Annotated in this window: 23 protein-coding genes; 16 read left to right on the plus strand and 7 right to left on the minus strand. The window is 71.3% G+C overall.

Annotation, left to right across the window (positions count from 1 at the left end):
* Positions 1-87: 87 nt before the first annotated feature.
* Positions 88-1,545, minus strand: a complete 1,458-nt coding sequence (gene radA / locus ACYVIH_RS06465; RefSeq protein WP_460867321.1) for a DNA repair protein RadA — start codon at positions 1,543-1,545, stop codon at positions 88-90.
* Between the two features lie 135 nt (positions 1,546-1,680).
* On the opposite strand from radA, the gene ACYVIH_RS06470 reads away from it, so the two are divergent.
* Positions 1,681-2,757 (plus strand): LacI family DNA-binding transcriptional regulator, encoded by a 1,077-nt coding sequence (locus ACYVIH_RS06470; protein WP_460867323.1) that lies wholly within the window; start codon positions 1,681-1,683, stop codon positions 2,755-2,757.
* 104 nt (positions 2,758-2,861) lie between these two features.
* Here ACYVIH_RS06470 and ACYVIH_RS06475 read toward each other — a convergent pair whose 3' ends face one another.
* Together ACYVIH_RS06475 and ACYVIH_RS06480 are read right to left on the minus strand one after the other, a co-directional pair.
* Positions 2,862-3,557 (minus strand): class I SAM-dependent methyltransferase, encoded by a 696-nt coding sequence (locus ACYVIH_RS06475; RefSeq protein ID WP_460867326.1) that lies wholly within the window; start codon positions 3,555-3,557, stop codon positions 2,862-2,864.
* Between the two features lie 9 nt (positions 3,558-3,566).
* Positions 3,567-4,199, minus strand: coding sequence for a VOC family protein (locus ACYVIH_RS06480; protein WP_460867329.1), 633 nt, complete (start codon positions 4,197-4,199; stop codon positions 3,567-3,569).
* A gap of 191 nt (positions 4,200-4,390) precedes the next feature.
* Between ACYVIH_RS06480 and ACYVIH_RS06485 the strand changes: the two genes are divergently transcribed.
* Positions 4,391-6,472, plus strand: a complete 2,082-nt coding sequence (locus ACYVIH_RS06485; protein ID WP_460867331.1) for an elongation factor G-like protein EF-G2 — start codon at positions 4,391-4,393, stop codon at positions 6,470-6,472.
* Between the two features lie 191 nt (positions 6,473-6,663).
* On the opposite strand, the gene ACYVIH_RS06490 is transcribed toward ACYVIH_RS06485, so the two are convergent.
* Positions 6,664-7,407, minus strand: a complete 744-nt coding sequence (locus ACYVIH_RS06490) for a hypothetical protein (protein ID WP_460867334.1) — start codon at positions 7,405-7,407, stop codon at positions 6,664-6,666.
* A 40-nt stretch (positions 7,408-7,447) separates the two neighbouring features.
* On the opposite strand from ACYVIH_RS06490, the gene ACYVIH_RS06495 reads away from it, so the two are divergent.
* The 7 genes from ACYVIH_RS06495 to proC all read left to right on the plus strand — a co-directional run bounded on the left by ACYVIH_RS06495 (position 7,448) and on the right by proC (position 13,587).
* Positions 7,448-8,383: a Ppx/GppA family phosphatase gene (locus tag ACYVIH_RS06495; protein WP_460867335.1), complete on the plus strand. Its 936-nt coding sequence runs from the start codon at positions 7,448-7,450 to the stop codon at positions 8,381-8,383.
* 34 nt (positions 8,384-8,417) lie between these two features.
* Entirely contained in the window at positions 8,418-9,320 is a 903-nt protein-coding gene (locus ACYVIH_RS06500) for a sugar phosphate isomerase/epimerase family protein (RefSeq protein ID WP_460867337.1), read from the plus strand.
* Entirely contained in the window at positions 9,317-10,069 is a 753-nt protein-coding gene (locus ACYVIH_RS06505; protein ID WP_460867339.1) for a TetR/AcrR family transcriptional regulator, read from the plus strand. Before ACYVIH_RS06500 ends, ACYVIH_RS06505 begins: the two co-directional genes overlap by 4 nt.
* 221 nt (positions 10,070-10,290) lie before the next feature.
* Positions 10,291-11,007, plus strand: a complete 717-nt coding sequence (locus tag ACYVIH_RS06510; RefSeq protein WP_460867342.1) for an ABC transporter ATP-binding protein — start codon at positions 10,291-10,293, stop codon at positions 11,005-11,007.
* Entirely contained in the window at positions 11,004-11,789 is a 786-nt protein-coding gene (locus ACYVIH_RS06515; RefSeq protein WP_460867344.1) for an ABC transporter permease, read from the plus strand. Before ACYVIH_RS06510 ends, ACYVIH_RS06515 begins: the two co-directional genes overlap by 4 nt.
* A 51-nt stretch (positions 11,790-11,840) precedes the next feature.
* Positions 11,841-12,770, plus strand: coding sequence for a proline dehydrogenase family protein (locus ACYVIH_RS06520; protein ID WP_460867346.1), 930 nt, complete (start codon positions 11,841-11,843; stop codon positions 12,768-12,770).
* 13 nt (positions 12,771-12,783) lie between these two features.
* Positions 12,784-13,587, plus strand: a complete 804-nt coding sequence (gene proC / locus ACYVIH_RS06525; protein WP_460867348.1) for a pyrroline-5-carboxylate reductase — start codon at positions 12,784-12,786, stop codon at positions 13,585-13,587.
* A 140-nt stretch (positions 13,588-13,727) separates the two neighbouring features.
* Here the strand turns inward: proC and ACYVIH_RS06530 are convergent, their stop codons facing one another.
* On the minus strand, positions 13,728-15,218 hold the full coding sequence (locus ACYVIH_RS06530) for a CoA-acylating methylmalonate-semialdehyde dehydrogenase (protein ID WP_460867350.1): 1,491 nt from the start codon (positions 15,216-15,218) through the stop codon (positions 13,728-13,730).
* Between the two features lie 137 nt (positions 15,219-15,355).
* On the opposite strand from ACYVIH_RS06530, the gene ACYVIH_RS06535 reads away from it, so the two are divergent.
* From ACYVIH_RS06535 to ACYVIH_RS06550, 4 genes are all read left to right on the plus strand, one after another.
* Entirely contained in the window at positions 15,356-16,900 is a 1,545-nt protein-coding gene (locus ACYVIH_RS06535) for a sodium-dependent transporter (RefSeq protein ID WP_460867352.1), read from the plus strand.
* A gap of 5 nt (positions 16,901-16,905) precedes the next feature.
* Positions 16,906-17,019, plus strand: a complete 114-nt coding sequence (locus ACYVIH_RS06540; protein ID WP_460867354.1) for a MetS family NSS transporter small subunit — start codon at positions 16,906-16,908, stop codon at positions 17,017-17,019.
* A 60-nt stretch (positions 17,020-17,079) separates the two neighbouring features.
* The gene (locus ACYVIH_RS06545; protein ID WP_460867356.1) at positions 17,080-18,279 is read left to right on the plus strand and encodes an acetoin utilization protein AcuC; all 1,200 of its coding nucleotides are present in this window, start codon (positions 17,080-17,082) and stop codon (positions 18,277-18,279) included.
* A 200-nt stretch (positions 18,280-18,479) separates the two neighbouring features.
* The gene (locus ACYVIH_RS06550; RefSeq protein ID WP_460867543.1) at positions 18,480-18,686 is read left to right on the plus strand and encodes a helix-turn-helix domain-containing protein; all 207 of its coding nucleotides are present in this window, start codon (positions 18,480-18,482) and stop codon (positions 18,684-18,686) included.
* Between the two features lie 149 nt (positions 18,687-18,835).
* Here the strand turns inward: ACYVIH_RS06550 and ACYVIH_RS06555 are convergent, their stop codons facing one another.
* Positions 18,836-19,393, minus strand: a complete 558-nt coding sequence (locus ACYVIH_RS06555; RefSeq protein ID WP_460867358.1) for a CAP domain-containing protein — start codon at positions 19,391-19,393, stop codon at positions 18,836-18,838.
* Positions 19,394-19,835: 442 nt separating this feature from the next.
* Between ACYVIH_RS06555 and ACYVIH_RS06560 the strand changes: the two genes are divergently transcribed.
* Genes ACYVIH_RS06560 through ACYVIH_RS06570 form a run of 3 tightly spaced genes read left to right on the plus strand, consistent with a single transcriptional unit; the run spans position 19,836 to position 22,413 of the window.
* Positions 19,836-19,937 (plus strand): 30S ribosomal protein bS22, encoded by a 102-nt coding sequence (locus tag ACYVIH_RS06560; protein ID WP_013161846.1) that lies wholly within the window; start codon positions 19,836-19,838, stop codon positions 19,935-19,937.
* Between the two features lie 42 nt (positions 19,938-19,979).
* Positions 19,980-21,002 carry an SDR family oxidoreductase gene (locus tag ACYVIH_RS06565; RefSeq protein WP_460867361.1) on the plus strand — a complete coding sequence of 341 codons (1,023 nt, stop codon included), beginning with the start codon at positions 19,980-19,982 and terminating at the stop codon, positions 21,000-21,002.
* Positions 20,995-22,413 (plus strand): lysophospholipid acyltransferase family protein, encoded by a 1,419-nt coding sequence (locus ACYVIH_RS06570; RefSeq protein WP_460867363.1) that lies wholly within the window; start codon positions 20,995-20,997, stop codon positions 22,411-22,413. The genes ACYVIH_RS06565 and ACYVIH_RS06570 overlap by 8 nt, the downstream gene beginning before the upstream one ends.
* A gap of 43 nt (positions 22,414-22,456) precedes the next feature.
* Here ACYVIH_RS06570 and ACYVIH_RS06575 read toward each other — a convergent pair whose 3' ends face one another.
* On the minus strand, positions 22,457-23,629 hold the full coding sequence (locus ACYVIH_RS06575; protein WP_460867366.1) for a DUF5667 domain-containing protein: 1,173 nt from the start codon (positions 23,627-23,629) through the stop codon (positions 22,457-22,459).
* Positions 23,630-23,650: the final 21 nt, after the last annotated feature.

Consider the following 23,650-nt stretch of genomic DNA (forward strand, 5'->3'; position numbering starts at 1 on the left):
AGGTGTCTGCGACGCGCTCAGTGTAGGGGATCTGGGTCACACCGGGCCCGCGGTTCGCGCCAGCCCGAAGCAGGTCCTTTCGGCGGATCACGCCAGTCCGAGCGCGGGCCGTTGCGGGGAGGTGGTGTCCGGGGCGATCAGCGGGGTGACGTCACCCTTGGCCAGGTCGAGGACGCGGAGCGCGGAGTCGATGTCGGGCACGCTCACCACCTGCATCCCGTCGACCTTGCGCACCGACCCGGGCCCCGCCGAACCACGGGTGCCCGGCTCGCTCGGGACGATCGCGGCCCGGAACCCGAGCCGGGCCGCCTCGGCGAGCCGCTGCGGCAGGTCGCGGACGCGACGCAGCTCGCCGGCCAGGCCGAGCTCGCCGATCGCCACCACGTCGGTCGGCACCTCGCGGTCCTTCCACGCCGAGGCGATCGCGATCGCCACCGCGAGGTCGCCGGCCGGCTCGGCCACCTTGGCACCGCCGATCGTCGAGGCGAACACGTCGTGCGCGTGCAGCCGGATCCGGGCGCGCTGCTGGAGCACCGCCACGGTCATCGCGATCCGGGCGTTGTCCAGCCCGGACGTGGTGCGCCGCGGCCGCTCCGAGGCCGACGGGGTCACCAGGGCCTGCACCTCGGCGAGGATCGGACGTCGCCCCTCCAGCGTGACCGCGACACAGGTGCCGGGCACCGGCGAGTGGTGGCGGGCGACGAACAGGCCGGTGGGGTCGGTGACCGCGACGATCCCGTCGGCGGAGAGGTCGAAGCAGCCGACCTCGTCGACGGGACCGAACCGGTTCTTGATGGCGCGCACCATGCGCAGCCGGCTGCTGCGCTCGCCCTCGAAGTGCAGCACCACGTCGACGAGGTGCTCGAGCACGCGCGGGCCGGCGATCGAGCCGTCCTTGGTGACGTGGCCGACGAGCAGGGTGGCGATGTTGTGCGCCTTGGCGACCCGGATCAGCGCCGCGGCGACCTCCTTGACCTGGGTCACCCCGCCGGGCACCCCGTCGACGTCGGCGGCGCTGATCGTCTGCACCGAGTCGACCACGAGCAGCTTGGGCCGCACCGCCTCGATGTGGCTGAGCACGGCACCGAGGTCGGTCTCGGCGGCGAGGAACAGCTCGTCGTGCACGCTGCGGGTTCTGTCGGCACGCAGCCGCACCTGCGAGGCCGACTCCTCGCCGGTGACGTAGAGGGTCCGGGCTCCCGCCCGGGCATGCTGGGCGGCCACCTCGAGCAGCAGCGTGGACTTGCCGACGCCCGGCTCGCCGGCCAGCAGCACCGCCGCCCCCGGGACGAGCCCGCCGCCGAGCACCCGGTCGAGCTCGGGGACGCCGCTGGTGCCGGCCCGGGACTCCTCGGCTCGGACCTGGCCGATCGGGACCGCGGGGCTGGTCACCGGCCCGGCCGACGTACGCCCGACCGGAGCACCCGCCTCCGCGACGCTGCCCCAGGCCTGGCACTCGCCGCACCGGCCCACCCACTTCGCCGTCTCCCACCCGCACTCGGAGCACCGGAAGGAGGGGCGGGGTCGTGCCGTCGACTTGCTCATGGCCGCGACGCTATGCCACCCCACCGACAATCCGGGGCAGACCGCTCCGGTTGACGCCGGAGTTGCCACGAGCGATCATGCGGACGACTAGGATTTGAACGATCCATCCGCACAATCCAGGGGGAGCCAGGCCCGATGACCCGAGGAGCGACCAGCGGTGTCCGGCGCGAGGGCCGGGCCCCGACGCTGGCGACGGTCGCCCACGAGGCCGGGGTCTCGCGGCAGACGGTGTCCAACGCGCTCAACAGCCCGCACCTGCTCCGCCCGGAGACGCTCGACCGGGTGCGCCGCGCGATCGACGAGCTCGGGTACTCCCCGAACCGCGCGGCCCGCAACCTGCGCACCCGGTCCTCGCACCTGATCGGGCTGCGCATCGACCGCGTGGTCGAGGGCACCGCCAACGCGACCATGGACCGGTTCCTGCACTCGCTGGTGGAGAGCTCCAAGGACGCCGGCTACCACGTGCTGCTGTTCTCCTCCGGCGTCGACGCCGGCGACGGTGCGGACGGCGGGCTCGACGAGTCCACCGCGATCGCCGGGTACGACGACCTGCTGCGCTCCACGGCCGTCGACGCGTTCGTGATCACCGACACCTACCGCGGCAACCCGCAGGCCGGCTGGCTCGAGGAGCGCGGCGCGCCGTTCGTCGCGTTCGGCCGGCCGTGGGACGAGCCAGCGGCGACCCACCCGTGGGTCGACGTCGACGGACGCACCGGCGTGATGCTCGCGGTGGACCACCTCGTCGAACGCGGCCACCAGCGGATCGCCTGGGTCGGCTGGCAGAAGACCTCGTTCATCGGCGAGGACCGCCGCACCGGCTGGGCCGACGCGATGCACGGGCACGGGCTGTCGACCAGCAAGCTGAGCGCGCGCGGCGACGACACCCTCGACTTCGGCAGGCGCGCGGCCCTCGCGCTGCTCGAGAACGAGCAGCCGACGGCGTTCGTCTGCGTCAGCGACACCGTGGCAATGGGCGTGCTGCACGCCCTCGCCGAGCGCGGGCTCGCCGTCGGCCGCGACATCGCCGTGGTGGGCTTCGACGACTCGATCGCCGCGCAGTGCGTCCCGCCGGGGCTCACCTCGGTGCGCCAGCCGCTGGAGCAGGTCGCGGTGGAGATCGTGAACCTGCTCGGCAAGCTGCTCTCGCACAAGCCGATCGAGGTCCCCGGCCTGCTGCTCGCACCGACCCTCTCCGTGCGCGGCTCGAGCTGACCTGCCCTGCCGCCGTACTTCCCCCGTGCCGTGGACGCATCACAAGCGGTCTGACGCGTGTGGAGCGTCCATAACCCCGCGTTACAGCGGGTTGGGGGGAGGAGTCAGAAGCGGCGCCACCACAGGTTCACGGCGTAGTCGACGACCAGCCCCTCGTGCTCGGCGACGATCTCGCGGGCCAGCTCCGGGGTGAACTCGATCCCCACGACGGCCTCAAGGTCCTCCCGCCTCTCGAACCGCCACTCGATGTCCAGCGGCATCCGGGTCCAGCCGTGCGAGGACCAGAACCGTTCGACCGCGACCGGGTCCACGTCGGGGTACCCCCGGCGGAACCACCGGCCGAACGTGCTCCGCGTCGGGTCGTTGTCGATCACGAACGCCGCGCCGCCCCGGCGTACCACCCTCGCCAGCGACGCCAGTCCCGGTTCGCAGCCCGGCCCGAAGAAGTACGCCCAGCGCGCGTGCACCAGGTCCACGCTCGCGTCCGGCAGCGGGACGGCCTGCGCGGTGCCCTGCAGCACCGTCACGTTCGGCAGCCTGGAGGTACGACGCCGCGCGACCGCCGCGAGGCCGGGATGCGGCTCCACGCCGACCACCGACCGCGCCGCCTCGGCCCACCGGGGCAGGTGGAAGCCGGTGCCGCAGCCGAGGTCCAGCACGTCGCGCCCGGACCAGTCGAGCACCGACCGCATCGCGGCCTCGATCCGCCCGTCGGGGTCGACGGCACGGTTCTCGATCTCGTAGGTCTCGGTGTGGTTCCAGATGTTGGGGCTCGGGATCGCCCCGTCGGCCGCCCGCACCGGCCGGGGTCAGATCCGGACGACGCCGTTGGGGGTGTAAAACTGCGCGGCGATCAGGCCCGGGGTGCCGTGCGGGGCGACCCACTCGACCTTCACGTCCTCCAGCGGGTCGCGGTCGCTGCCGAGCCACTCGCGCACCCGCTCGGGGTCGCCGGCGATCTCGAGGCAGTCGAGGTGGAGGTCGCCGCTGGACCCGGTGCTGGGGTGCTCGACACCCTCCTCCCACTGCACGAAGAACGGCAGCTGCGGGTCCGACTGCAGACCCTTCACACCGATCTGGCGCCAGCGCAGCTCGACCCCGTCGGGACGGTGCCGGTTGCCCTGGACCGACTCACGGCCGAGCCGCTCCTCGACCGGCTTGATGTCGTCGACGGCGACGACCCAGCCCATCCAGCCGCCGCCGAGCTCCGAGCGGGCCCGGACGGCCTGGCCGAACGGCGCCTTGTCCGAGGCGGGGTGGTCGAGCACCTCCACGATCTCGAGGTAGGTGCCGTCGCTCAGCGGCAGCACCATGTTGCGGGTGCCGAAGCGCGGGTGGATGCCGCCGTCGTGGAACTCCTCCCCGAGCAGCTCGCCGATACGGGCGGCGGTGCTGGTGAGTCCGTCGGGTCCGGCTGCGTACGAGAGATGGTCGAGGCGCATGTCAAGCATTCTCACCGTTGATCTTGGACACGCGGACAGCGGGGTCGGGTTTGAGACACAGAGCCTCGCGGGGGCCGGTGGTGCCGGAGCGAAGACGTCCCATTCGTCCCGTCACTGACCTGACCTTCGACCCCTTGTGCATCCCTCGCGACGGGTGAAAGGTGAGATGCACCGCACGCGAGGAGGTAGATGTGGCCAGCAAGTCATCTGCTCAGCTCGGCGCCGACCCGGTCCCGACGACCGACCGCCCCGAGTCCATCCGCAACGTGGTCCTCGTCGGACCCGCCGGCTCCGGGAAGACCACGCTGGTCGAGGCACTGCTGACCACCGCGGGCGTGATCGGGCGTGCCGGCCGGGTCGAGGAGGGTACGACGGTCAGCGACTTCGACGACGCCGAGATCCGCCAGCAGCGGTCCGTCGGGCTCTCGCTCGCACCCCTGCTCCACAACGGCGTGAAGATCAACCTGCTCGACACCCCCGGCTACGCCGACTTCGTCGGTGAGCTGCGCGCGGGGCTACGAGCCGCCGACTGCGCGATGTTCGTGATCGCAGCCAACGAGGGGGTCGACGTACCCACCCGTGAGGTGTGGCGGGAGTGCGCTGCGGTCGGCATGCCTCGCGTCGTCGTGGTCACCAAGCTCGACCACGCGCGGGCCGACTACGACGCCGTGGTCGCCGGAGCCCAGGCGGCGTTCGGGGAGAAGGTCGTGCCGGCGTACCTGCACGAGAACGACCAGATGGTCGGCCTGCTCACCGGCGACGACCCCGCCCACGAGGAGCAGAGGAGGGCGCTGATCGAGGCGGTGATCGAGGAGTCGGAGGACGAGACCCTGATGGAGCGCTACGTCGGCGGTGAAGCCGTCGACCGTGACCTCCTCGTCAAGGACCTCGAGCGCGCTGTCGCCCGAGGTTCTTTCTTCCCCGTGGTCCCCGTGTGCTCCTCCACCGGTCTCGGCACCACGGAGCTGCTCGACCTGGTCGTGTCCGGCTTCCCGTCGCCGCCCGAGCACGCCCTGCCCGAGGTGTTCACCCCGGAGGGCAAGCGCGGACCCGAGATCGCCTGCGACCCCGACGGCCCGCTCGTGGCCGAGGTCGTGAAGACCTCGACGGATCCGTACGTCGGTCGGGTCAGCCTGGTGCGGGTCTTCTCCGGCACCATCCGCCCCGACATGACCGTGCACGTCTCGGGTCACTTCAGCTCCTTCTTCGGCGAGCAGACCACGCACGAGGACCACGACGAGGACGAGCGGATCGGCGTGCTCTCCGTGCCGCTCGGCAAGCAGCAACGGCCCGTCGAGCTGGTCGTCGCCGGCGACCTGTGCACCATCGGCCGGCTGAGCCGCGCCGAGACCGGCGACACGCTCTCGGACAAGGACCAGCCGCTGGTGCTCAAGCCGTGGAACATGCCCGAGCCGCTGCTCCCGGTCGCGGTCCAGGCGCACGCCAAGGCCGACGAGGACAAGCTCTCCTCCGGCCTGCAGCGGCTCGCCGCCGAGGACCCGACCCTGCGCGTCGAGCACAACCCGGAGACCCACCAGCTGGTGCTGTGGTGCCTGGGCGAGGCGCACGTCGACGTCGCACTCGAGCGGCTCGCGAACCGGTACGGCGCCACCGTCGACCAGGTGCCGCTGCGGGTGCCGCTGCGGGAGACCTTCGCCGGCCTCGCCAAGGGACACGGCCGCCACGTCAAGCAGTCCGGCGGCCACGGCCAGTTCGCGGTCTGCGACATCGAGGTGGAGCCGTTGCCGGAGGGCTCGGGCTTCGAGTTCGTCGACAAGGTCGTCGGCGGTGCGGTGCCCCGACAGTTCATCCCGAGCGTGGAGAAGGGCGTGCTCGCCCAGATGGAGAAGGGCGTCGCCAACGGCTACCCCGTCGTCGACATCCGGGTCACCCTCACCGACGGCAAGGCGCACCCGGTCGACTCCTCGGACATGGCCTTCCAGACCGCCGGCGCGCTCGCGCTCCGCGAGGCCGCGGCGGCCACGAAGATCGCGATGCTGGAGCCGGTCGACGAGGTGTCGGTGATCGTGCCCGACGACCTGGTCGGCACCGTGATGAGCGACCTGTCCGGCCGGCGTGGCCGGGTGCTCGGCAGCGAGTCCGTCGGCGACGACCGGACGCTGGTGCGGGCGGAGGTGCCGCAGGTGGAGATCGTGCGCTACGCGGTCGACCTGCGGTCGTTCTCCCACGGCACGGCGTCGTTCAGTCGCACGTTCGTCCGCTACGAGCCGATGCCGGCCAACGTCGCCGAGCGCTACCTCAAGGAGGACTGAGCGCCGCCGGGTCTCGACGAGCTCGACCACCGGGCGACGTCACAGTCGTTCAGCTGAACGGTTGTGACGTCCGATCCGGCCGAACCGGCGTCAGAACCGTTCAGCTGAACGGTTCTGACGTCTGGCTGCGGCCACCGGGTCTCGACGAGCTCGACCACCGGAGGTCTCGACGAGCTCGGCTGCCGGCAGGGTCAGCGGGGGTCGGCGGGGTGGATGGCGAGGGCCGAACGGGAGCGCAGGTGCGCCTCGCACAGCCGGACCAGCTCGTCGTACGCCGGCCGGCCCATCAGCTCGACCAGCTCGGGGCCGTTCGACACGTACACCGGCTCGGCGGCGACATGCGCCTCGGTGTTGCCGCTGCAGTACCAGTCGAGGTCGTGGCCGCCGGGACCCCAGCCCCGCCTGTCGTACTCCCCGATGCTGACCTCGGTGTAGCTGGTGCCGTCCGGCAGCTCGACGTCACGGAAGGTGCGCCGGATCGGCAGCTGCCAGCACACGTCCGGCTTGGTCTCCAGCGGGTGCCGCTCCAGGCGCAGGGCCAGGCCGTGCAGCGCGCAGCCCTCGCCGCCGGGGAAGCCGGGGCGGTTCAGGAAGATGCAGGCGCCTTCGTGCACGGCGGTCTTGCGGTCGCCGTCCTCGTCGGTCTCCACCCAGCCGTGCTTGCGGCCCGCGTCGTGGAACTGCCACGTCGAGGCGTCGAGCTGCTTCACGAACGAGGCCACACGCTTCTCGTCGTCCTTGTCGGAGAAGTGCGCGCCGAGGGTGCAGCAACCGTCCAGCGGCCGCTCGGCGTAGATGCCCTGGCAGCCCTGGCCGAAGATGCACATCCAGTTCGACGTCAGCCAGGTCAGGTCGCAGCGGAACACCTGGCTCTCGTCGGCGGGATCGGGGAACTCCACCCAGGCGCGGGGAAAGACGAGATCGACCTCAGGCACGAGGGTCACCCTACGTCCTGTGTGGGAGGCTGGAACCCTTATGCGACTCGGAGTTCTCGACATCGGCTCGAACACCGGCCACCTGCTCGTCGTCGACGCGCACGGCGGTGCCGCACCCATGCCGGCCTTCTCCTACAAGGAGCCGCTGCGGCTCGCCGAGCACCTCGACGAGCGCGGCGCCGTGTCCGCTGCCGGCGTCGAGGCGCTGACCGGGTTCGTCTCGCAGGCGCTCCTGGTCGCCGAGGACAAGGGCTGCGAGGAGATCCTCGGGTTCGCGACCTCCGCGGTCCGCGACGCCGTCAACAGCACCGAGGTGCTCGAACACGTGCACGCCGCAACCGGCGTCGAGGTCGGCGTGCTGTCCGGTGAGGACGAGGCCCGGCTGACCTTCCTCGCCGTGCGCCGGTGGTTCGGCTGGTCCTCGGGTCGCCTCGCGGTGTTCGACATCGGCGGCGGCTCCCTGGAGATCGCCGCCGGCACCGACGAGTCGCCCGACGTCGCACAGTCCCTCCCGCTCGGCGCCGGCCGGATCAGTCGCGACTGGCTGCGCGGCGACCCGCCCGACCCGGCAGACGTGCGGCACCTGCGCAAGCAGATCCGCGCCGACATCGCCCGCGACGCCGGGGCGGTGCTGCGCGGTGGCGCGCCGGACCACGCGGTCGGCACCTCGAAGACCTTCCGGTCGCTGGCGCGGGTGTGCGGTGCGGCGCCGTCGGGCGAGGGGCTCCTGGTACGGCGGTCGCTACCCGCCGACGTGCTGGCCAAGAAGCTCCCCGACCTCGCCACGATGACCCACGCCGAGCTCGCGACGCTGCCCGGTGTCTCCGCGAACCGGGCCCACCAGCTGCTCGCCGGAGCGCTCGTCGCTGACGCGGTGCTCGACATCTTCGAGCTGCCCGAGCTGGAGATCTGCCCGTGGGCGCTGCGCGAGGGCGTGATCCTCGAGCGGCTCGACCAGATGAGCATCCTGAGCTGACCCCGGTTCACCGGGTGAGGAATACCCTGGACAGGTGAGCGACGTGGCAGCCGACGACGCGGAGCAGGTGTCTGCCCGCGAGGTCCGGCCGATCGCGGACCGCGACGGGCCGCTCGTGGCGCTGTCGACCGCCTCGGTCTACCCCGAGTCGCCGGCCAACGGGTTCGCGATGGCGAGCCGACTCGGCTACGACGCGGTCGAGGTGATGGTCAGCGTCGACGCGGTCAGCCAGGACATCGCGGCGGTCAAGCACCTCTCGGAGTACCACGAGATCCCGGTGTGCGCCGTACACGCCCCCTGCCTGCTGATCACGCAGCGGGTGTGGGGCACCGAGCCGTGGGGGAAGCTCGAGAAGAGCGCCGAGATGGCGCACGAGGTCGGCGCCGACGTGGTCGTCGTACACCCGCCGTTCCGCTGGCAGCGCGACTACGCGCGCAACTTCGTGGAGGGGATCGCCGAGCTCGAGGAGCGCACCGGGATCGCGTTCGCCGTGGAGAACATGTATCCCTGGCGCGCCTCCAAGCGTGAGATGCAGGTCTACGTGCCTCACTGGAACCCCGCGCACCACGACTACGCCAACGCCACCATCGACCTGTCCCACTCGGCCACCTCGCAGAGCGACCCGGTCGCGATGGCCAAGGAGCTCGGCGACCGGCTCCGGCACATCCACATGACCGACGGCACCAGCTCCGCGCGCGACGAGCACCTGGTGCCCGGCCGCGGCGACCAGCCGGTCGCCGAACTGCTCGAGCACCTCGCCGAGGACGACTTCCGCGGGCACATCGTGGTCGAGATCAACACCCGCCGGTCCGGCACCCGCGAGGCCCGCGAGCTCGACCTGATGGAGTCGCTGGCGTTCGTCCGGCTCAACTTCGAGCGCCGCCGCGAAGGGCGTGCCGGGGCAGGGGAGACCGGGCGTTCCGGGGCCGGTCGATGAGCATGGGCCGGGCTGCGGGCGCGGGTGGAGCTGCGGGCGCCGGTAGTTCTGCGCGTGCCGGAAGTTCTGCGCGCGCCGGTCGCGCCGGCGCCGACGGCCGCGCTGGCGCCGCCGGTCGCGCTGCGGGCACGGGCCGCACTGCGGGCGCCGGTCGCGCAGTCACGCCCGGCCGCGGCAGGCGGGCCGGTGGCGGGGACACCCGCGGGGAGATCCTGGCCGCGGCGCGAGAGTCGTTCGCCGACGCCGGCTACGCCGGTACGTCGATCCGCAAGGTCGCCGCCGCAGCAGGGGTGGACCCCTCGCTGGTGCACCACTACTTCGGCACCAAGGACGACCTGTTCCTCGCCGCCCTCGAGGTGCGAGTCGACCCGCGCCCGCTGATGGCCGCGGTCGCCGAGGGAGACCCCGACCGCTTGGGCGAGCGGCTCGTCGAGGTCTTCTTCAGCGTGTGGGAGGACCCCGATGCCAGGCTGCCGTTGCTCGCGATCATCAAGGCCGGCGTCGCGGGCGAGCCAGGTCGGTCGGTGGTGGAGGCGGCGCTCCAGCGGCTCGTCTTCGGGCACCTCGTGGAGATCCTCGGCCTCGACCACGGCGAGCGCCGGCTCTCGCTGATGGCCTCGCAGATGGTCGGCCTGGTGGTGGCCCGCTACGTCATGCGGCTCGAGCCGATCGCGTCCATGCCCGCCGACGAGCTCGCGGCCTGGCTGGCGCCGACCGTGCAGCGCTACCTGACCGCCGAAGAGCCCTGACCCTCGCCGGTCGCGCCCACTTGCAACGTTCTGCACCATTCCGGGAGCCGAACTGGTGCAGAACGTTGCAAGTCAGCCGGCGAGTCGCCGGGCCGCCGCCTCGCCGCCCGACGGGTCGTCGCGACGTCGCCGGCGGGTCGCCGCCCGCGGTCGGTCGTCCCGGTGACCGACGTACCGAAACCGCTTGACCGCGCGGCTGGCGCGGGAGGAGAATTCATCGCATGATGAATAACGCCGCGATCGAGGTCACCGACCTGCACGTCGTACGCGGCGGGGTGCGCGCGGTGGACGGGGTCACCTTCACCGTCCCGCACGGCCAGGTGACCGGCCTGCTCGGACCGTCGGGCTGCGGCAAGACCAGTCTGATGCGGTCGGTGGTGGGCGTGCAGATCGTCGAGTCCGGCACCGTCCTGGTCGGCGGCCGGCCCGCCGGCGACGCGAGCCTGCGGCACCGGATCGGCTACGTGACGCAGGCACCGAGCGTGTACGACGACCTCACCGTCGAGGAGAACCTGCGCTTCTTCGCCCGCGTCCTGGGCCTCGACGGTGCCGAGGTGGACCGGTGCATCGACGCCGTCGAGCTCGACGACCACCGGCACCGCCTGGCCAACCGGCTCTCCGGGGGCCAGCGCTCCCGGGTCTCGCTCGCCGTCGCGCTGCTCGGCAGCCCCGACTTCCTCGTGCTCGACGAGCCGACCGTCGGCCTTGACCCCGTGCTGCGGCGCGACCTGTGGCGGCTGTTCCACTCGCTCGCCGACGCCGGCGCCGCGGTGCTGGTCTCCAGCCACGTGATGGACGAGGCCGAGCGCTGCGACCGCCTGCTGCTGATGCGCCGGGGCCGGATCCTCGCCGACGACACGCCCGCCGGACTGCTCACGAGCACCGGCGAGGCCTCGATCGAGCACGCGTTCCTCTCGCTCGTGGACGCGGCCGCATGAGTGCCGCCGTCTCCGCGCAGGAGCTGCGGATGAGCCCGCGGATCACGCTGGCCGTCGCGGGGCGGGTGCTCACCCAGCTGCGTCACGACCACCGCACCGCGGCGATGCTGCTCGTGCTGCCCGCGCTCGTGCTCAGCCTGCTGTGGTGGATGTTCGACGAGAAGGCGTTCGGCTTCGACAGCCTCGGCCCGCCGCTGCTCGCGCTGATCCCGTTCATCGTGATGTTCCTGGTCACCTCGGTCACCACGTTGCGCGAACGGTCCTCCGGCACCCTCGAACGGCTGCTGGCCATGCCGACCGGCAAGCTCGACTTCCTGTTCGGCTATGCGATCGCGTTCAGCCTCGTGGCTGCGGTGCAGTCGGTGGTCGCCGTACTCCTGTGCGTGTGGGTGCTCGACCTCGACGTCGCCGGGCCGGTGTGGATGCTCACCGTGGTTGCCGTGGCCGACGCAGTGCTGGGTACGGCGCTCGGGCTGCTGGTGTCCGCCTTCGCGCGCACCGAGTTCCAGGCGGTGCAGTTCATGCCGGCGATCGTGATCCCGCAGATCCTGCTGTGCGGGCTGTTCATCGAGCGCGACCAGATGCCCGACGTACTCTCCGCGATCTCCGACGTGCTGCCACTGTCGTACGCCGTGGACGCGATGACCACGGTCTCCACGACCACCTCCACCGCGTTCGGCGGCGTGGACACCAGCGTGTGGGGCGACCTGGCTGTGATCGCGGCGTTCGCGGTCGCTTCCCTGGCGCTGGGTGCGGCCACGCTGCGCCGGCGCACCGCGTAGCCTGGCCCTGCCCGTCGCAACGACGCGCGGGCGTCACGGGAGGTAGCCGACGTGTTACGTGAGCCGCTGCTGATGCTCTCGCGCAGCAACCGGGTCAAGGGCCTGGTCACCGCGATGCCGGTCTCGAGCAGCATCGTGAACCGCTACGTGCCCGGCGAGGACACCGCCTCGGCCGTCGGTGCCACCCAGCAGCTCGTCGGCGACGGCCTGCACGTCACGCTCGACTTCCTCGGTGAGGACACCCTCGACCGGGAGCAGGCCGACAGCACCGTCTCGGCCTACCTCGAGCTGCTCGCCGCGCTGTCGGCGCACAACCTCTCGCGCAGCGCCGAGGTGTCGGTGAAGCTGTCCGCGATCGGGCAGGCGCTGCCCGGCGACGGGGAGAAGATCGCGCTGGAGAACGCGCGGGCGATCTGCCACGCCGCTCGCAACGCAGGTACGACGGTCACCGTCGACATGGAGGACCACACCACCACCGACTCCACGCTCGGCATCGTCCACGAGCTGCGCAAGGACTTCCCCGAGACCGGTGCCGTGCTGCAGGCCTACCTGCGCCGCACCGAGTCCGACTGCCGCGACCTGGCCCACGAGGGCTCCCGGGTCCGGCTGTGCAAGGGCGCCTACAAGGAGCCCGAGTCGGTGGCGTTCCAGGACCGCGCGGAGGTGGACCGGTCCTACGTCCGCTGCCTGAAGGTGCTGATGGGCGGTCAGGGCTACCCGATGGTCGCCACCCACGACCCGCGGCTGGTCGACATCGCCGGGTCGCTGGCCACCCGGCACGAGCGGCAGCAGGGCAGCTACGAGTTCCAGATGCTCTACGGGATCCGGCCCGACGAGCAGCGCCGGCTCGCCGAGGCCGGGGAGAAGGTGCGGGTGTACCTGCCCTATGGCACCGAGTGGTACGGCTACCTCATGAGACGAATGGCCGAGCGACCCTCGAACCTGGCACTCTTCCTGAGGTCCTTGGTCTCCAAGAAGTGAGGAAGTGGCGACTATGAGTCGGGTGGCCATCATCGGCGCCGGTGTCATGGGGGAGACCCTGCTGTCCGGGCTGATCCGCGCCGGCCGCAACGTCGAGGACCTCCTGGTCGGCGAGAAGCGCCACGAGCGGGCCGCCGAGCTGCAGGAGCGGTACGGCGTCAGCGTGGTGAGCAACGTCGATGCGGCCAAGCAGGCCGACACGCTGGTGCTCGTGGTGAAGCCGCAGGACATGGGCGACCTGCTCAACGAGCTGGCGCCCGTCGTACGCCCCGGCCAGCTCGTCGTCTCCCTGGCCGCCGGCATCACCACCGCCTTCCTCGAGAACCGGCTGCCCGAGGGCACCGCGGTGGTCCGGGTGATGCCCAACACCCCCGCGCTCGTCGACGAGGGGATGTCGGCGATCTCGCGCGGATCGCACTGCGACGAGACGCACCTGGTCGAGGCCGAGTCGCTGATGGACGCCGTGGGCCGGGTGCTCCGGGTGCCCGAGCGGCAGCAGGACGCGGTCACCGCGGTCAGCGGGTCGGGTCCGGCGTACATCTTCTTCGTCGTCGAGTCGATGATCGAGGCCGGCGTGCACCTCGGCCTGCCGCGCTCGACGGCCTACGACCTCGTCGTGCAGACCCTCGTCGGGTCGGCCAAGCTGCTCCGCGAGACCGGCGTGCACCCGACCGTGCTGCGCGAGCAGGTCACCTCGCCTGCCGGTACGACGGCCGCCGCGGTGCGCGAGCTGGAGGACCACAAGGTGCGCGCCGCGTTCCTCACCGCGCTCGAGGCCGCCCGCGACCGGTCCCGCGCTCTCGCCGAGGGCCTCTAGGCCCTCCCGCCCCAGTGACTCCCCGGCCCCAGTTTTCCCACGTTGGCTTGGTGAACCGGTACTTGGCACGGCGTATTTGCCGCGGTAAGTGGAGTTTTCCCACGTTAACTTGGGAAAACTGGGGCACCTGGGGGAGCGGGTCAGCGGGTGCGGGGGAAACCGAGGTCGACCTCGGAGGTGGCGGGGTCGGGCCAGCGTGAGGTGACCACCTTGTTGCGCGTGTAGAAGTTCAGCCCCTCCTGGCCGTACATGTGGCTGTCGCCGAACAGCGACGCCTTCCACCCGCCGAAGGAGTAGTAGGCCACCGGCACCGGGATCGGCACGTTCACGCCGACCATGCCGACCTCCACGTCGCGCTGGTAGCGCCGGGCCGCGCCGCCGTCGCGGGTGAAGATCGCGGTCCCATTGGCGTAGCGGTTGGAGTTCACCAGCTCCAGGGCCTCGTCGTACGACGCCACCCGCACCACGCTGAGGACCGGACCGAAGATCTCGTCGGTGTAGACGGTCATGTCGGGCGTGACGTCGTCGAGCAGCGTCGTGCCGAGGAAGAAGCCCTGCGATGGGAGGTCGGCGGACCGGCCGTCGACGACGACGCGGGCACCGGCCTGCTCGCCGGCGGCGACGTAGGAGGCGACCTTGTCGCGGTGCTCGGCGGTGATCAGCGGCCCCATGTCGGTCCCCGGCGCGGCGCCGTCACCGACGACCAGTCGGGGGAGACGGGCGGCGACCGCCTCGACCAGGGGGTCGGCGACCGCGCCGACGGCGACCACGACCGAGATCGCCATGCAGCGCTCGCCGGCCGCGCCGTAGGCGGCCGAGACCGCTGCATCGGCGGCGAGATCGACGTCGGCGTCGGGCAGCACCACCATGTGGTTCTTGGCGCCGCCCAGGGCCTGGACCCGCTTGCCGTGGGCGGTGCCGGTCTCGTAGATGTGCCGCGCGACCGGGGTCGAGCCGACGAAGCTGACCGCGGCGACGTCCGGGTGCGAGAGCAGGCCGTCGACGGCGTCCCGGTCGCCGTGCAGCACGGTGAAGACCCCGTCGGGGAGGCCGGCCTGCTGCCACATCTCGGCGAGCAGCATCGACGCCGAGGGGTCCTTCTCGCTGGGCTTGAGCACGAAGGCGTTGCCCGCCGCGACCGCGTTCGCGCACATCCACAGCGGGACCATGACCGGGAAGTTGAACGGCGTGATGCCGGCGACCACACCGAGCGGCTGCCGCATGGAGTACACGTCGACCCCGGTGGATGCCTGTTCGGAGTAGCCGCCCTTGAGCAGGTGCGGCAGGCCGGTGGCGAACTCGACGTTCTCCAGGCCGCGGGCCACCTCACCCGCCGCGTCGGCGAGGACCTTGCCGTGCTCGGCGGTCACCACGGCGGCGAGCTCGTCGGTCCGGGCGTGCAGGATCTCGCGGAACGCGAACAGCACCGCCGCGCGACGCGACAGGGACGACTCGCGCCACTCCTGAGCGGCCTCGCGGGCGGTCGCGACCGCTGCGACCACGTCGTCGGGGGAGGCGAGCAGGACCTCGCCGGTGACCTCGCCCGTTGCGGGGTTGTGCACCGGGCCGGTGCGAGTCGAGTCCAGCGCCGTCGGCTTACCGTTGATCCAGTGTTCGATTCGCGTCGTCACAAGCGAATCCTATGCACTAGACCCTCGAAGTCCACCGGATCCGTTGTCGCGCGCAACCTGGGGTGTCACCCTGGCGGTCCACGTGAAGGTTCGCTAACCTGCCAGCAGCCCATTCAGGACGATCTCCGGAGGGTTCGATGAGCAACGTCGGTCAGGACGCACCCACTCGTGACCAGTGGGGCACGAAGCTCGGCTTCATTCTCGCCGCGATGGGTTCGGCGATCGGCCTGGGCAACATCTGGCGCTACCCGTACGTGGTCTACGAGAACGGCGGCGGCGCCTTCCTGATCCCGTACTTCGTGGCGCTGCTGACCGCCGGGCTCCCGATCCTCATGCTGGAGTACTCCCTCGGGCACCGCTACCGGCAGGGAGCCCCCGCGACCTTCCACCTCATGCACCGCGGCTGGGAGTGGCTCGGCTGGTGGCAGGCGGCGGTCTCGTTCGTCATCGCGACCTACTACGTGGTGATCCTGGCCTGGTGCTTGAGCTTCTTCTACTACTCCTTCGGCGAGCAGTGGGGCGACGACACGGTCGGGTTCTTCATCGGCGAGTACCTCGCCACCTCCGGCGGGGCCGACCCGGGCAGCTTCTGGGAGATCGGCGGCCTGCAGTGGAAGCTGCTGCTCCCGCTGGTGATCGCGTGGGTGATCGTGTACGTCCTGCTGGTCCGCGGCGTGCGGCACGGCATCGAGCTCGCCTCCCGGGTGCTTATGCCGGCCCTGATCGTGATGCTGATCCTGATCGTGATCCGCGCGATCACCCTCGACGGCGCCGCCGAGGGCCTCAACGTGCTGCTGACCCCCGACTTCGGGGCGCTGGACGACCCCGCGGTCTGGGTGGCGGCCTACGGCCAGGTGTTCTTCTCGCTGAGCATCGCCTTCTCGATCATGATCGCCTACTCCAGCTACCTGCCGCGCAAGACCGACCTGTCCAACAGCGGCTTCATCGTCGGGCTGTCCAACGCCGGCTTCGAGTTCCTGGCCGCGATCGGTGTCTTCGCAGCGCTCGGCTTCCTGGCGCTGACCCAGGGCGCCGAGGTCGGCGAGGTCGCAGGCACCGGCGGCGTCGGCCTGGCGTTCATGATCTTCCCCCAGATCATCAGCACCCTGCCGGCGCTGAACACGGTGTTCGGCGTGCTGTTCTTCGGCACGCTGTTCTTCGCCGGCCTGACCTCGATGGTCTCCATCCTCGAGGCCGTGATCGCCGCGATCCGGGAGAAGTTCGACCTGACCCGGACCACCGCGGTGAACTACATCGTCGGTCTCGCGGCGCTGATCAGCATCCTGTACGTCACCAAGGGCGGGCTGTTCTACCTCGACACCATCGACCACTTCGTGAACAACTACGGCCTCATCGTGGCGGGCCTCGCCGAGGTGCTCCTGGTCGCGTGGATCGCCCGGACGCTCAACGCGCAGCGTGACCACATCAACGACATCTCCTACATCAGGCTCGGCGCCTGGTGGACGGTGTCGCTGAAGTTCATCACGCCGGTGCTGCTGACGTTCATGATCATCTACAACACCTTCTGGGTGGAGCTCCGCGAGAACTACAGCGGCTACCCGACGAGCGGCATCCTGTTCCTCGGGGTCGGCGCCGTGCTGCTGACCCTGATGTTCGCGCTCGCGCTGTCGCTGAACAGCAGGGCGCCGCACGACGACATCGTCCACACCGTCAAGGAGTGATCGGGATGGAAACCAGCGCCGTCATCATGCTCGTGATCGGTGGCCTCCTGCTGTGGGGCGGTGTCGCGGTCTCGGTGTTCCACTACCAGCGCGCATCCCGCAAGGACACCGGCGCCTGAGGACCTGCCACCGCGTGGACTCGGTCACGGGCCTGGTTCACAGGTAGTAGCGTGAACGTCATGGCCGGCCGCGCATGTGTGGTGTTCGACAAGACACTCACCGACTACGACTTCGGGCCGAGCCACCCCATGTCACCGGTGCGCGTCGACCTGACCATGCGCCTGGCCGACGAGCTCGGCGTGATCGCCGCGCCCGGCACCGAGGGCGTCGGGCTGCCGCAGGTCGCGGCGCCGGTGGCCGACGACGACCTGATTGCGCGGGTGCACTCCGGTGACCTGATCGAGGCCGTGCAGAAGATGAGCCGCGACCCGTTCCAGGTCGACGAGGCGCACGGGCTCGGCTCGGAGGACAACCCGACCTTCGAGGGGATGCACGCCGCGGCCGCGCACATCGTCGGGGCCTCGGTCGAGGCGGCCCGGCGGGTGTGGACCGGTCAGGTCGACCACGCCGCGAACATCACCGGCGGGCTGCACCACGCCATGCCGGGCAGGTCCAGTGGGTTCTGCATCTACAACGACGTCGCCGTGGCGATCCAGTGGCTGCTCGACAACGGGGCCGAGAAGGTGGCGTACGTCGACGTCGACGTCCACCACGGCGACGGCGTCGAGCGGGTGTTCTGGGACGACCCGCGGGTGCTGACGATCAGCATCCACGAGACCGGGCAGATGCTGTTCCCGGGCACCGGCTTCCCCCAGGACACCGGCGGCCCGAACGCTCCGGGCAGCGCGGTCAACGTGGCCCTTCCCCCCGGTACGGCGGACGCGGGCTGGCTGCGCGCCTTCCACGCCGTCGTGCCGCCGCTGGTCAGGGAGTTCGAGCCCGACGTGCTCGTCACCCAGCACGGCTGCGACTCCCACATCGAGGACCCGCTCGCGCACCTGATGCTCACCGTCGACGGCCAGCGGGCGGCGTACCTCGCGCTCCACGACCTGGCGCACGAGGTCTGCGACGGCAAGTGGGTGGCCACCGGGGGCGGCGGCTACGCCGTGGTCGACGTGGTGCCGCGCGCGTGGACCCACCTGCTGGCGATCGTCGGCGGCAAGCCGTTGGACCCGCACACGCCGACCCCCGAGGGGTGGCGCGACCACGTGCAGACGCTGCTCGGCCGGGTGGCGCCGTTCCGGCTCACCGACGGCCGCGAGCCGGCCTACCGGGACTGGTCCGGCGGCTACGACCCGGCCACCTGGCTGGACCGGGCGATCCACGCCACCCGCGAGGCGGCGTTCCCGCTGAACGGGCTGGACCACCACCCGTGGTGACGTCCGCGGTGCCCCGATGGGGCGCTATCAGGCCCACGGCGGCGTGTCTTCTGCGACACGCCGGGCGATAGGTAAAGAGTGTCCGAAAAGTCACCCCTTTCCCACGGGTAACTCTAGGCTCTATTCTCACCTAAGCACATACGTTGAGGTCTCCGGTGGGGAAGCCGGGGACGTGGTGTGCAGTGAAAGTGCGGTGCATGATGGCCTCAAACAACTCCGGAGACATCTCCGAAGTGAAGTTCCTGACGGTTGCCGAGGTGGCGACAGTCATGCGCGTCTCCAAGATGACCGTGTACCGCCTGGTGCACTCCGGCGAGCTGCCGGCCGTTCGGGTGGGACGATCGTTCCGGGTGCCCGAGGACGCCGTGAACGAGTACCTGCGCAAGAGCTTCTTCCAGACCGGCTGAGCTCGCGCAGCCTGAAACACGACAACGGTGGCGGTCCCGTGAGGGACCGCCACCGTCGTCGTTTCACGAGGGAGGGACCGGGGCGCCTGGGGGGTGTGCGGCGCCGTGCGCCCCCGGGGGGAGGGGGCCGATCCCGTGTGGACCGTGGGTCAGGGGCGGATGAAGTTGGCGGCGACCACCCAGCGCCCGTAGGCGTCCGGCGCCGCGCCGATGCCCAGGCGGGTGGACTTGCTGCTCAGCAGGACCGCGCGGTGTCCGGGGGACTCCATCCACATCCGGACGAGCTTGCGCGGGGCCATCGCGCCGCGGCCCAGGGTCTCGCCGGCGTACTGCGCGTTGCAGCGGTTCAGCACGTCGAGCATCGACTGGTGGAAGAACTCGTTGTTGCGGGCCAGGTAGCTCGCCCAGCTCTCGGCGCTGCTGTCGGCGCAGCCGGCGAACTTCAGCGGCCGGAGGCCGTGGTTGGCGCGGCGGAGGTTCACCAGGCGGTGCACGCGGCGCTCGTAGGTCTCAGGTGCGGCCAGCGCGGTCTTGACCGTCGCGACCACCGGCTGCGCGGTGACGGGCTGTACGGCGGTCGCCGGCGCCAGCGTGGCTCCGGAGGCGCCAATGGTGATCGCGGAGCTGGCCAGGGCCACCGCGGCGAGCCTGGCGAATGAGCGGGTGATCGTGCGCGGGCGCCGGACGCCGAATCCAGAAATGTCCATCGCTAAGGCCCCTCCCAAGGCCTCATGAGCGCGGCCGGGGCGGTCAGCGTTGTGCGGACCGGCTCGACCACGAACAGCTGGTCGTCCCCCTCCCAGGGGAGTGTTCCAGCGTGAACCACGTCGTAAACCTGCTGAACAGCGACAAGCTGTCCCGGACCCTCAGTATGCCCCCACATCTCCATGTTGTGAGCAAACCGTGGAAAAACTGTCCCCCAGGGTGATCTGGTACTGCTGTCATGAGTTGAGACGTGTTGATCATCGGTTCATGACGCGTCCGCCTTGAGCCCGCACCAAGCTTTACTCTGTGAGAGTCGGCGAGAGCGGCGCGATCTCGCCGGATCGACCGATTTCCTCAGCCCTGCACGCGGCAAGTAGGCTTGGCCCCTGCTGTCGCACCGGCGCACGTGCCGGAGTGAACGACTCAAGGCTCGAAAGGTCCACAGTGGGTTCTGTCATCAAGAAGCGCCGCAAGCGTATGGCGAAGAAGAAGCACCGCAAGCTGCTCAAGAAGACGCGCATCCAGCGTCGTCGTCAGGGCAAGTAAGCCCGGCCGACACCTGGCCGGAGCCTGCGAGGTGGACACCTGATGGGCCGCGTCGTTCTCGTCACCGGGGTCTCCGGGGACCTCGGTGGCAGGTTCGCGCGCCTGATCGCCGCCGACCCCGCCGTCGAGCGGGTGATCGGCGTGGACGTGGTGCCACCGCGCGGCGACATGGCCGGCGTCCGGTTCGTCCGGGCCGACATCCGCAACCCCGTGATCGCCAAGGTGATCGCCGGGGAGGGTGTCGACACCGTGGTGCACCTCAGCGTGATCGCCACCCCCGGCACCGCCGGCGGCCGCGCGTCGATGAAGGAGCTCAACGTCATCGGCACCATGCAGCTCCTCGCCGCCTGCCAGAAGGCGCCGGGGCTGAAGCGGCTGGTCGTGCGCTCCTCGACGGCGGTCTACGGCTCCTCGCCGCGCGACCCCGCCATGTTCACCGAGGACATGGCGCCCAAGCGCCTGCCCCGCTCCGGCTTCGCCAAGGACGTGGTCGAGGTGGAGGGTTACGTGCGCGGCTTCTCGCGCCGGCGCCCGGACATCGAGGTCACCATGCTGCGGGCGGCCAACACGGTCGGCCCCAACGTGAAGTCGCCCGTCTCGCAGTACTTCCGGCTGCCCGTCGTACCCACCGTGCTCGGGTTCGACGCTCGCCTGCAGTTCCTCCACGAGGACGACCTGCTCGGCGCGATCCGGCACGCGACGCTCGACGGCGTCCACGGCACCTTCAACGTCGCCGGCGACGGGATCCTGATGCTCTCGCAGGCGCTGCGCCGGCTCGGCAAGCCGTCGGTCCCGATGCCGTCGTTCGCGGTGAGCCAGGTCGGCTCGCTGGTCCGACAGTCCAGGGTGGCCGACTTCTCCCCCGAGCAGGTCGCCTACCTGACCTACGGCCGCGGAGTGGACACCACCCGGATGCGCACCGTGCTGCACTTCGACCCTCGGCACACCACCGAGTCGGCGTTCGAGGACCTCCGCCGCGCGATGGGCCCCGGACCGATCTCGCCGCGCCGGGTCCAGGCCGTGGAGAACGCCGTGCACCAGGCCCTGGGAGGTGCCCGTGGCTGACGCCGAGATCATCCCGATCGGCACGCGAGGTCGCCCCGGTCGCGGCAGCGGCAGCGCGCGCCCGTCCGCCGCCGCCCGCAGCCTGGCCGCCGGCGGTGCGAAGACCACCCGCAAAGGCAAGCCCGCGGCGCCGGCAGTGGTCGAGGACAGGTCCGCGGCCGAGGATGCCGCTGCAGCCCCCTCCGACCCGGGTACGACGGGCACCGGCTCGCGCGTCGCGGGAGGCCGGCGCGGCGCGTCGAAGCGTGCCGCCTCCGCGACAGCAGCGAAACCGGCAGCGAAGCCGGCGGCGAGCACCGCCGCAGACACCACCACCCCCGGCGAGCGTCAGGTCGACGAGCGCCCTGCCACGGGCAGCCGCGACACCGGCCGCCGGCCGGCAGACGCCGCCGCTCAGTCGGGCGGGACCGGCGTGGCAGGTCAGGACGAAGCCGTCACCGCGTCCGGCGCGGGGTCGGAGGCCGCCGCGTCCCCCACGACGCCGCGGGTCACGGCGCAGGACCGCGCGCTCGCCGACGGGATCCCCGTCGGTGACTGGCTCGCGGCGTTCAGCGTCGCGGCCAAGGAGATCTTCGGTGAGAGCTGGGAGCCGCGGCTGGCGGAGTTCCTGGCTTTCCTGCGGCGCAGGGTCACCGGCGACTACAGCGTCGACGAGTACGGCTTCGACGCCGAGGTCACCGAGCGCTTCTTCTACGCCGCGATCCGCCCGATCGCCGAGAAGTGGTTCCGGGTGGAGGTCCGCGGGGCCGAGAACATCCCGGCCGAGGGTGGCGCGCTGCTGGTGTCGAACCACTCGGGCACCGTCCCCGTGGACGGGCTGGTCACCGGGGTCAGCGTTCACGACCACACCGGTCGGCACCTCCGCCCGCTCGGTGCGGACCTGGTCTTCCGGTTGCCGATCGTCGGTGAGATCGCCCGCAAGGGCGGCGCCACGCTGGCCTGCAACGAGGACGCCGAGCGGATGCTGCGCGGCGGGGAGCTGGTCGGCGTGTGGCCGGAGGGCTTCAAGGGCATCGGCAAGCCCTACTCCGACCGCTACAAGCTGCAGCGCTTCGGCCGTGGCGGCTTCGTCTCCGCGGCGCTGCGCACGCAGGTGCCGATCATCCCGTGCTCGGTCGTCGGCGCGGAGGAGATCTACCCGCTGGTCGGCAACCTGCCGTCACTGGCCCGGCTGCTCGGGGTGCCCTACATCCCGATCACGCCGTTCTTCCCGCTGCTCGGTCCGCTGGGGCTGGTCCCGCTGCCGTCGAAGTGGCTGATCGAGTTCGGTGAGCCGATCCGGACCGACGCCTACGACGACGGCGCCGCCGACGACCCGATGCTGGTGTTCAACGTGACCGACCAGGTCCGGGAGACGATCCAGCAGACGTTGTACTCCCTGCTGATGCAGCGCCGCTCCGTGTTCCACTGAACGGCCGACCGGGGAACCTGCTCAGCCGCGCCGGGACGGCGGGTCAGGGAAGCAGGCCGTCGCCGTCGAGGTCGGGCAGCAGAGTCTCGACGACGCCGTTCAGGCTGTCGGTGAGGTCCTCGGTGAGCTGCTCGACGGGGCCCTTGGGGTCGTCCTGCTTGCTGGTGGTGCCGCCGCCCTCGAGCCCGGGCAGCAGGGTGGGCCAGGTCTCCGGCTCCCACGAGGGCGTCGGCATCCCGGTCGGGGCGGCGTCCGGCGACGCCGTGGCGGACGGCTGGCTCGACGGCCGACCCTCGGCGCTTGCGGTGGGGGCCGAGCGCGGACCGGTCAGGCCCTTGGAGACGACCACCGGGTGGTTGTTGTCGAGGGTCCGCTCGGAGGCCAGTGCGAGAGCGCGGTCCACCTCGGCGCGGGCGAGGAGGATGTCGGGGACCTCGACCACCGGTGCGTCGGCGGCGCAGGTGCTGCACAGCTCGGTGGCCTCGAGGTCGATGTCGTGCAGGGTGATCGCGGCCGCGGCGAGGTCGCCCTGGGCGGACGCGGGCACGTCGCCGGCCAGCTGCTGGAGCGTGTCGATCCCGTCTCGGGCGAAGCCACGCACCGCGACGATCGCCTCGGGGTCGCCGGTCTCGCGGTAGGAGTCGAACATCAGGTCGGCGCCCTCGACGGCCGAGGCGGTGAACTCGGCCAGCGTCTCGGGCACCCGCGGCTCGGCCTGGGCGGTGTCGGCGACCAGCAGCCCCTCGACCTCGACGAGCCGGTCGGAGGCCTGGCTGAGCAGGTCCTTGCCCTTGCCGGCCGGGCTCACGTTGAGCTGGGCCTCGGCTCGCTCGATGCCGCGCTTGATCGGGTAGAGCGCGTCGCCCGGCAGTGAGCTCTGCGCGGCGGCGGCCATGGTCGTCGTACCGCCGATGAGGACGAACGCGGAGGCGGCGGCGACCAGTCGGCGCTCGCGACGGCCGCGCTCGCGGGCGGGCAGAAGCAGGTTGGAGCTCTCGGGCCGCAGCACCGTCTCGGCCTCGGCCATCAGCCGCTCGCGCAGGTCGGCGGAGAACTCCGCGCGGGGAGTGGCGGGCTCGTGCGAGCGCAGCGCGCCGACCACGGCGAGCAGGGACTCGGTCTCGGGCGTGAGGGAGCGACGGCTCGGGGAGTCGCCGCCGTCCACAGCGGCGGCGAACTCCTCGGCGCTCCGTCGCGCCTGGAACAAGGAGGTCATCGAGCTCGTCCTGTCAGTGTC

It is taken from the genome of Nocardioides pakistanensis (assembly GCF_054781215.1).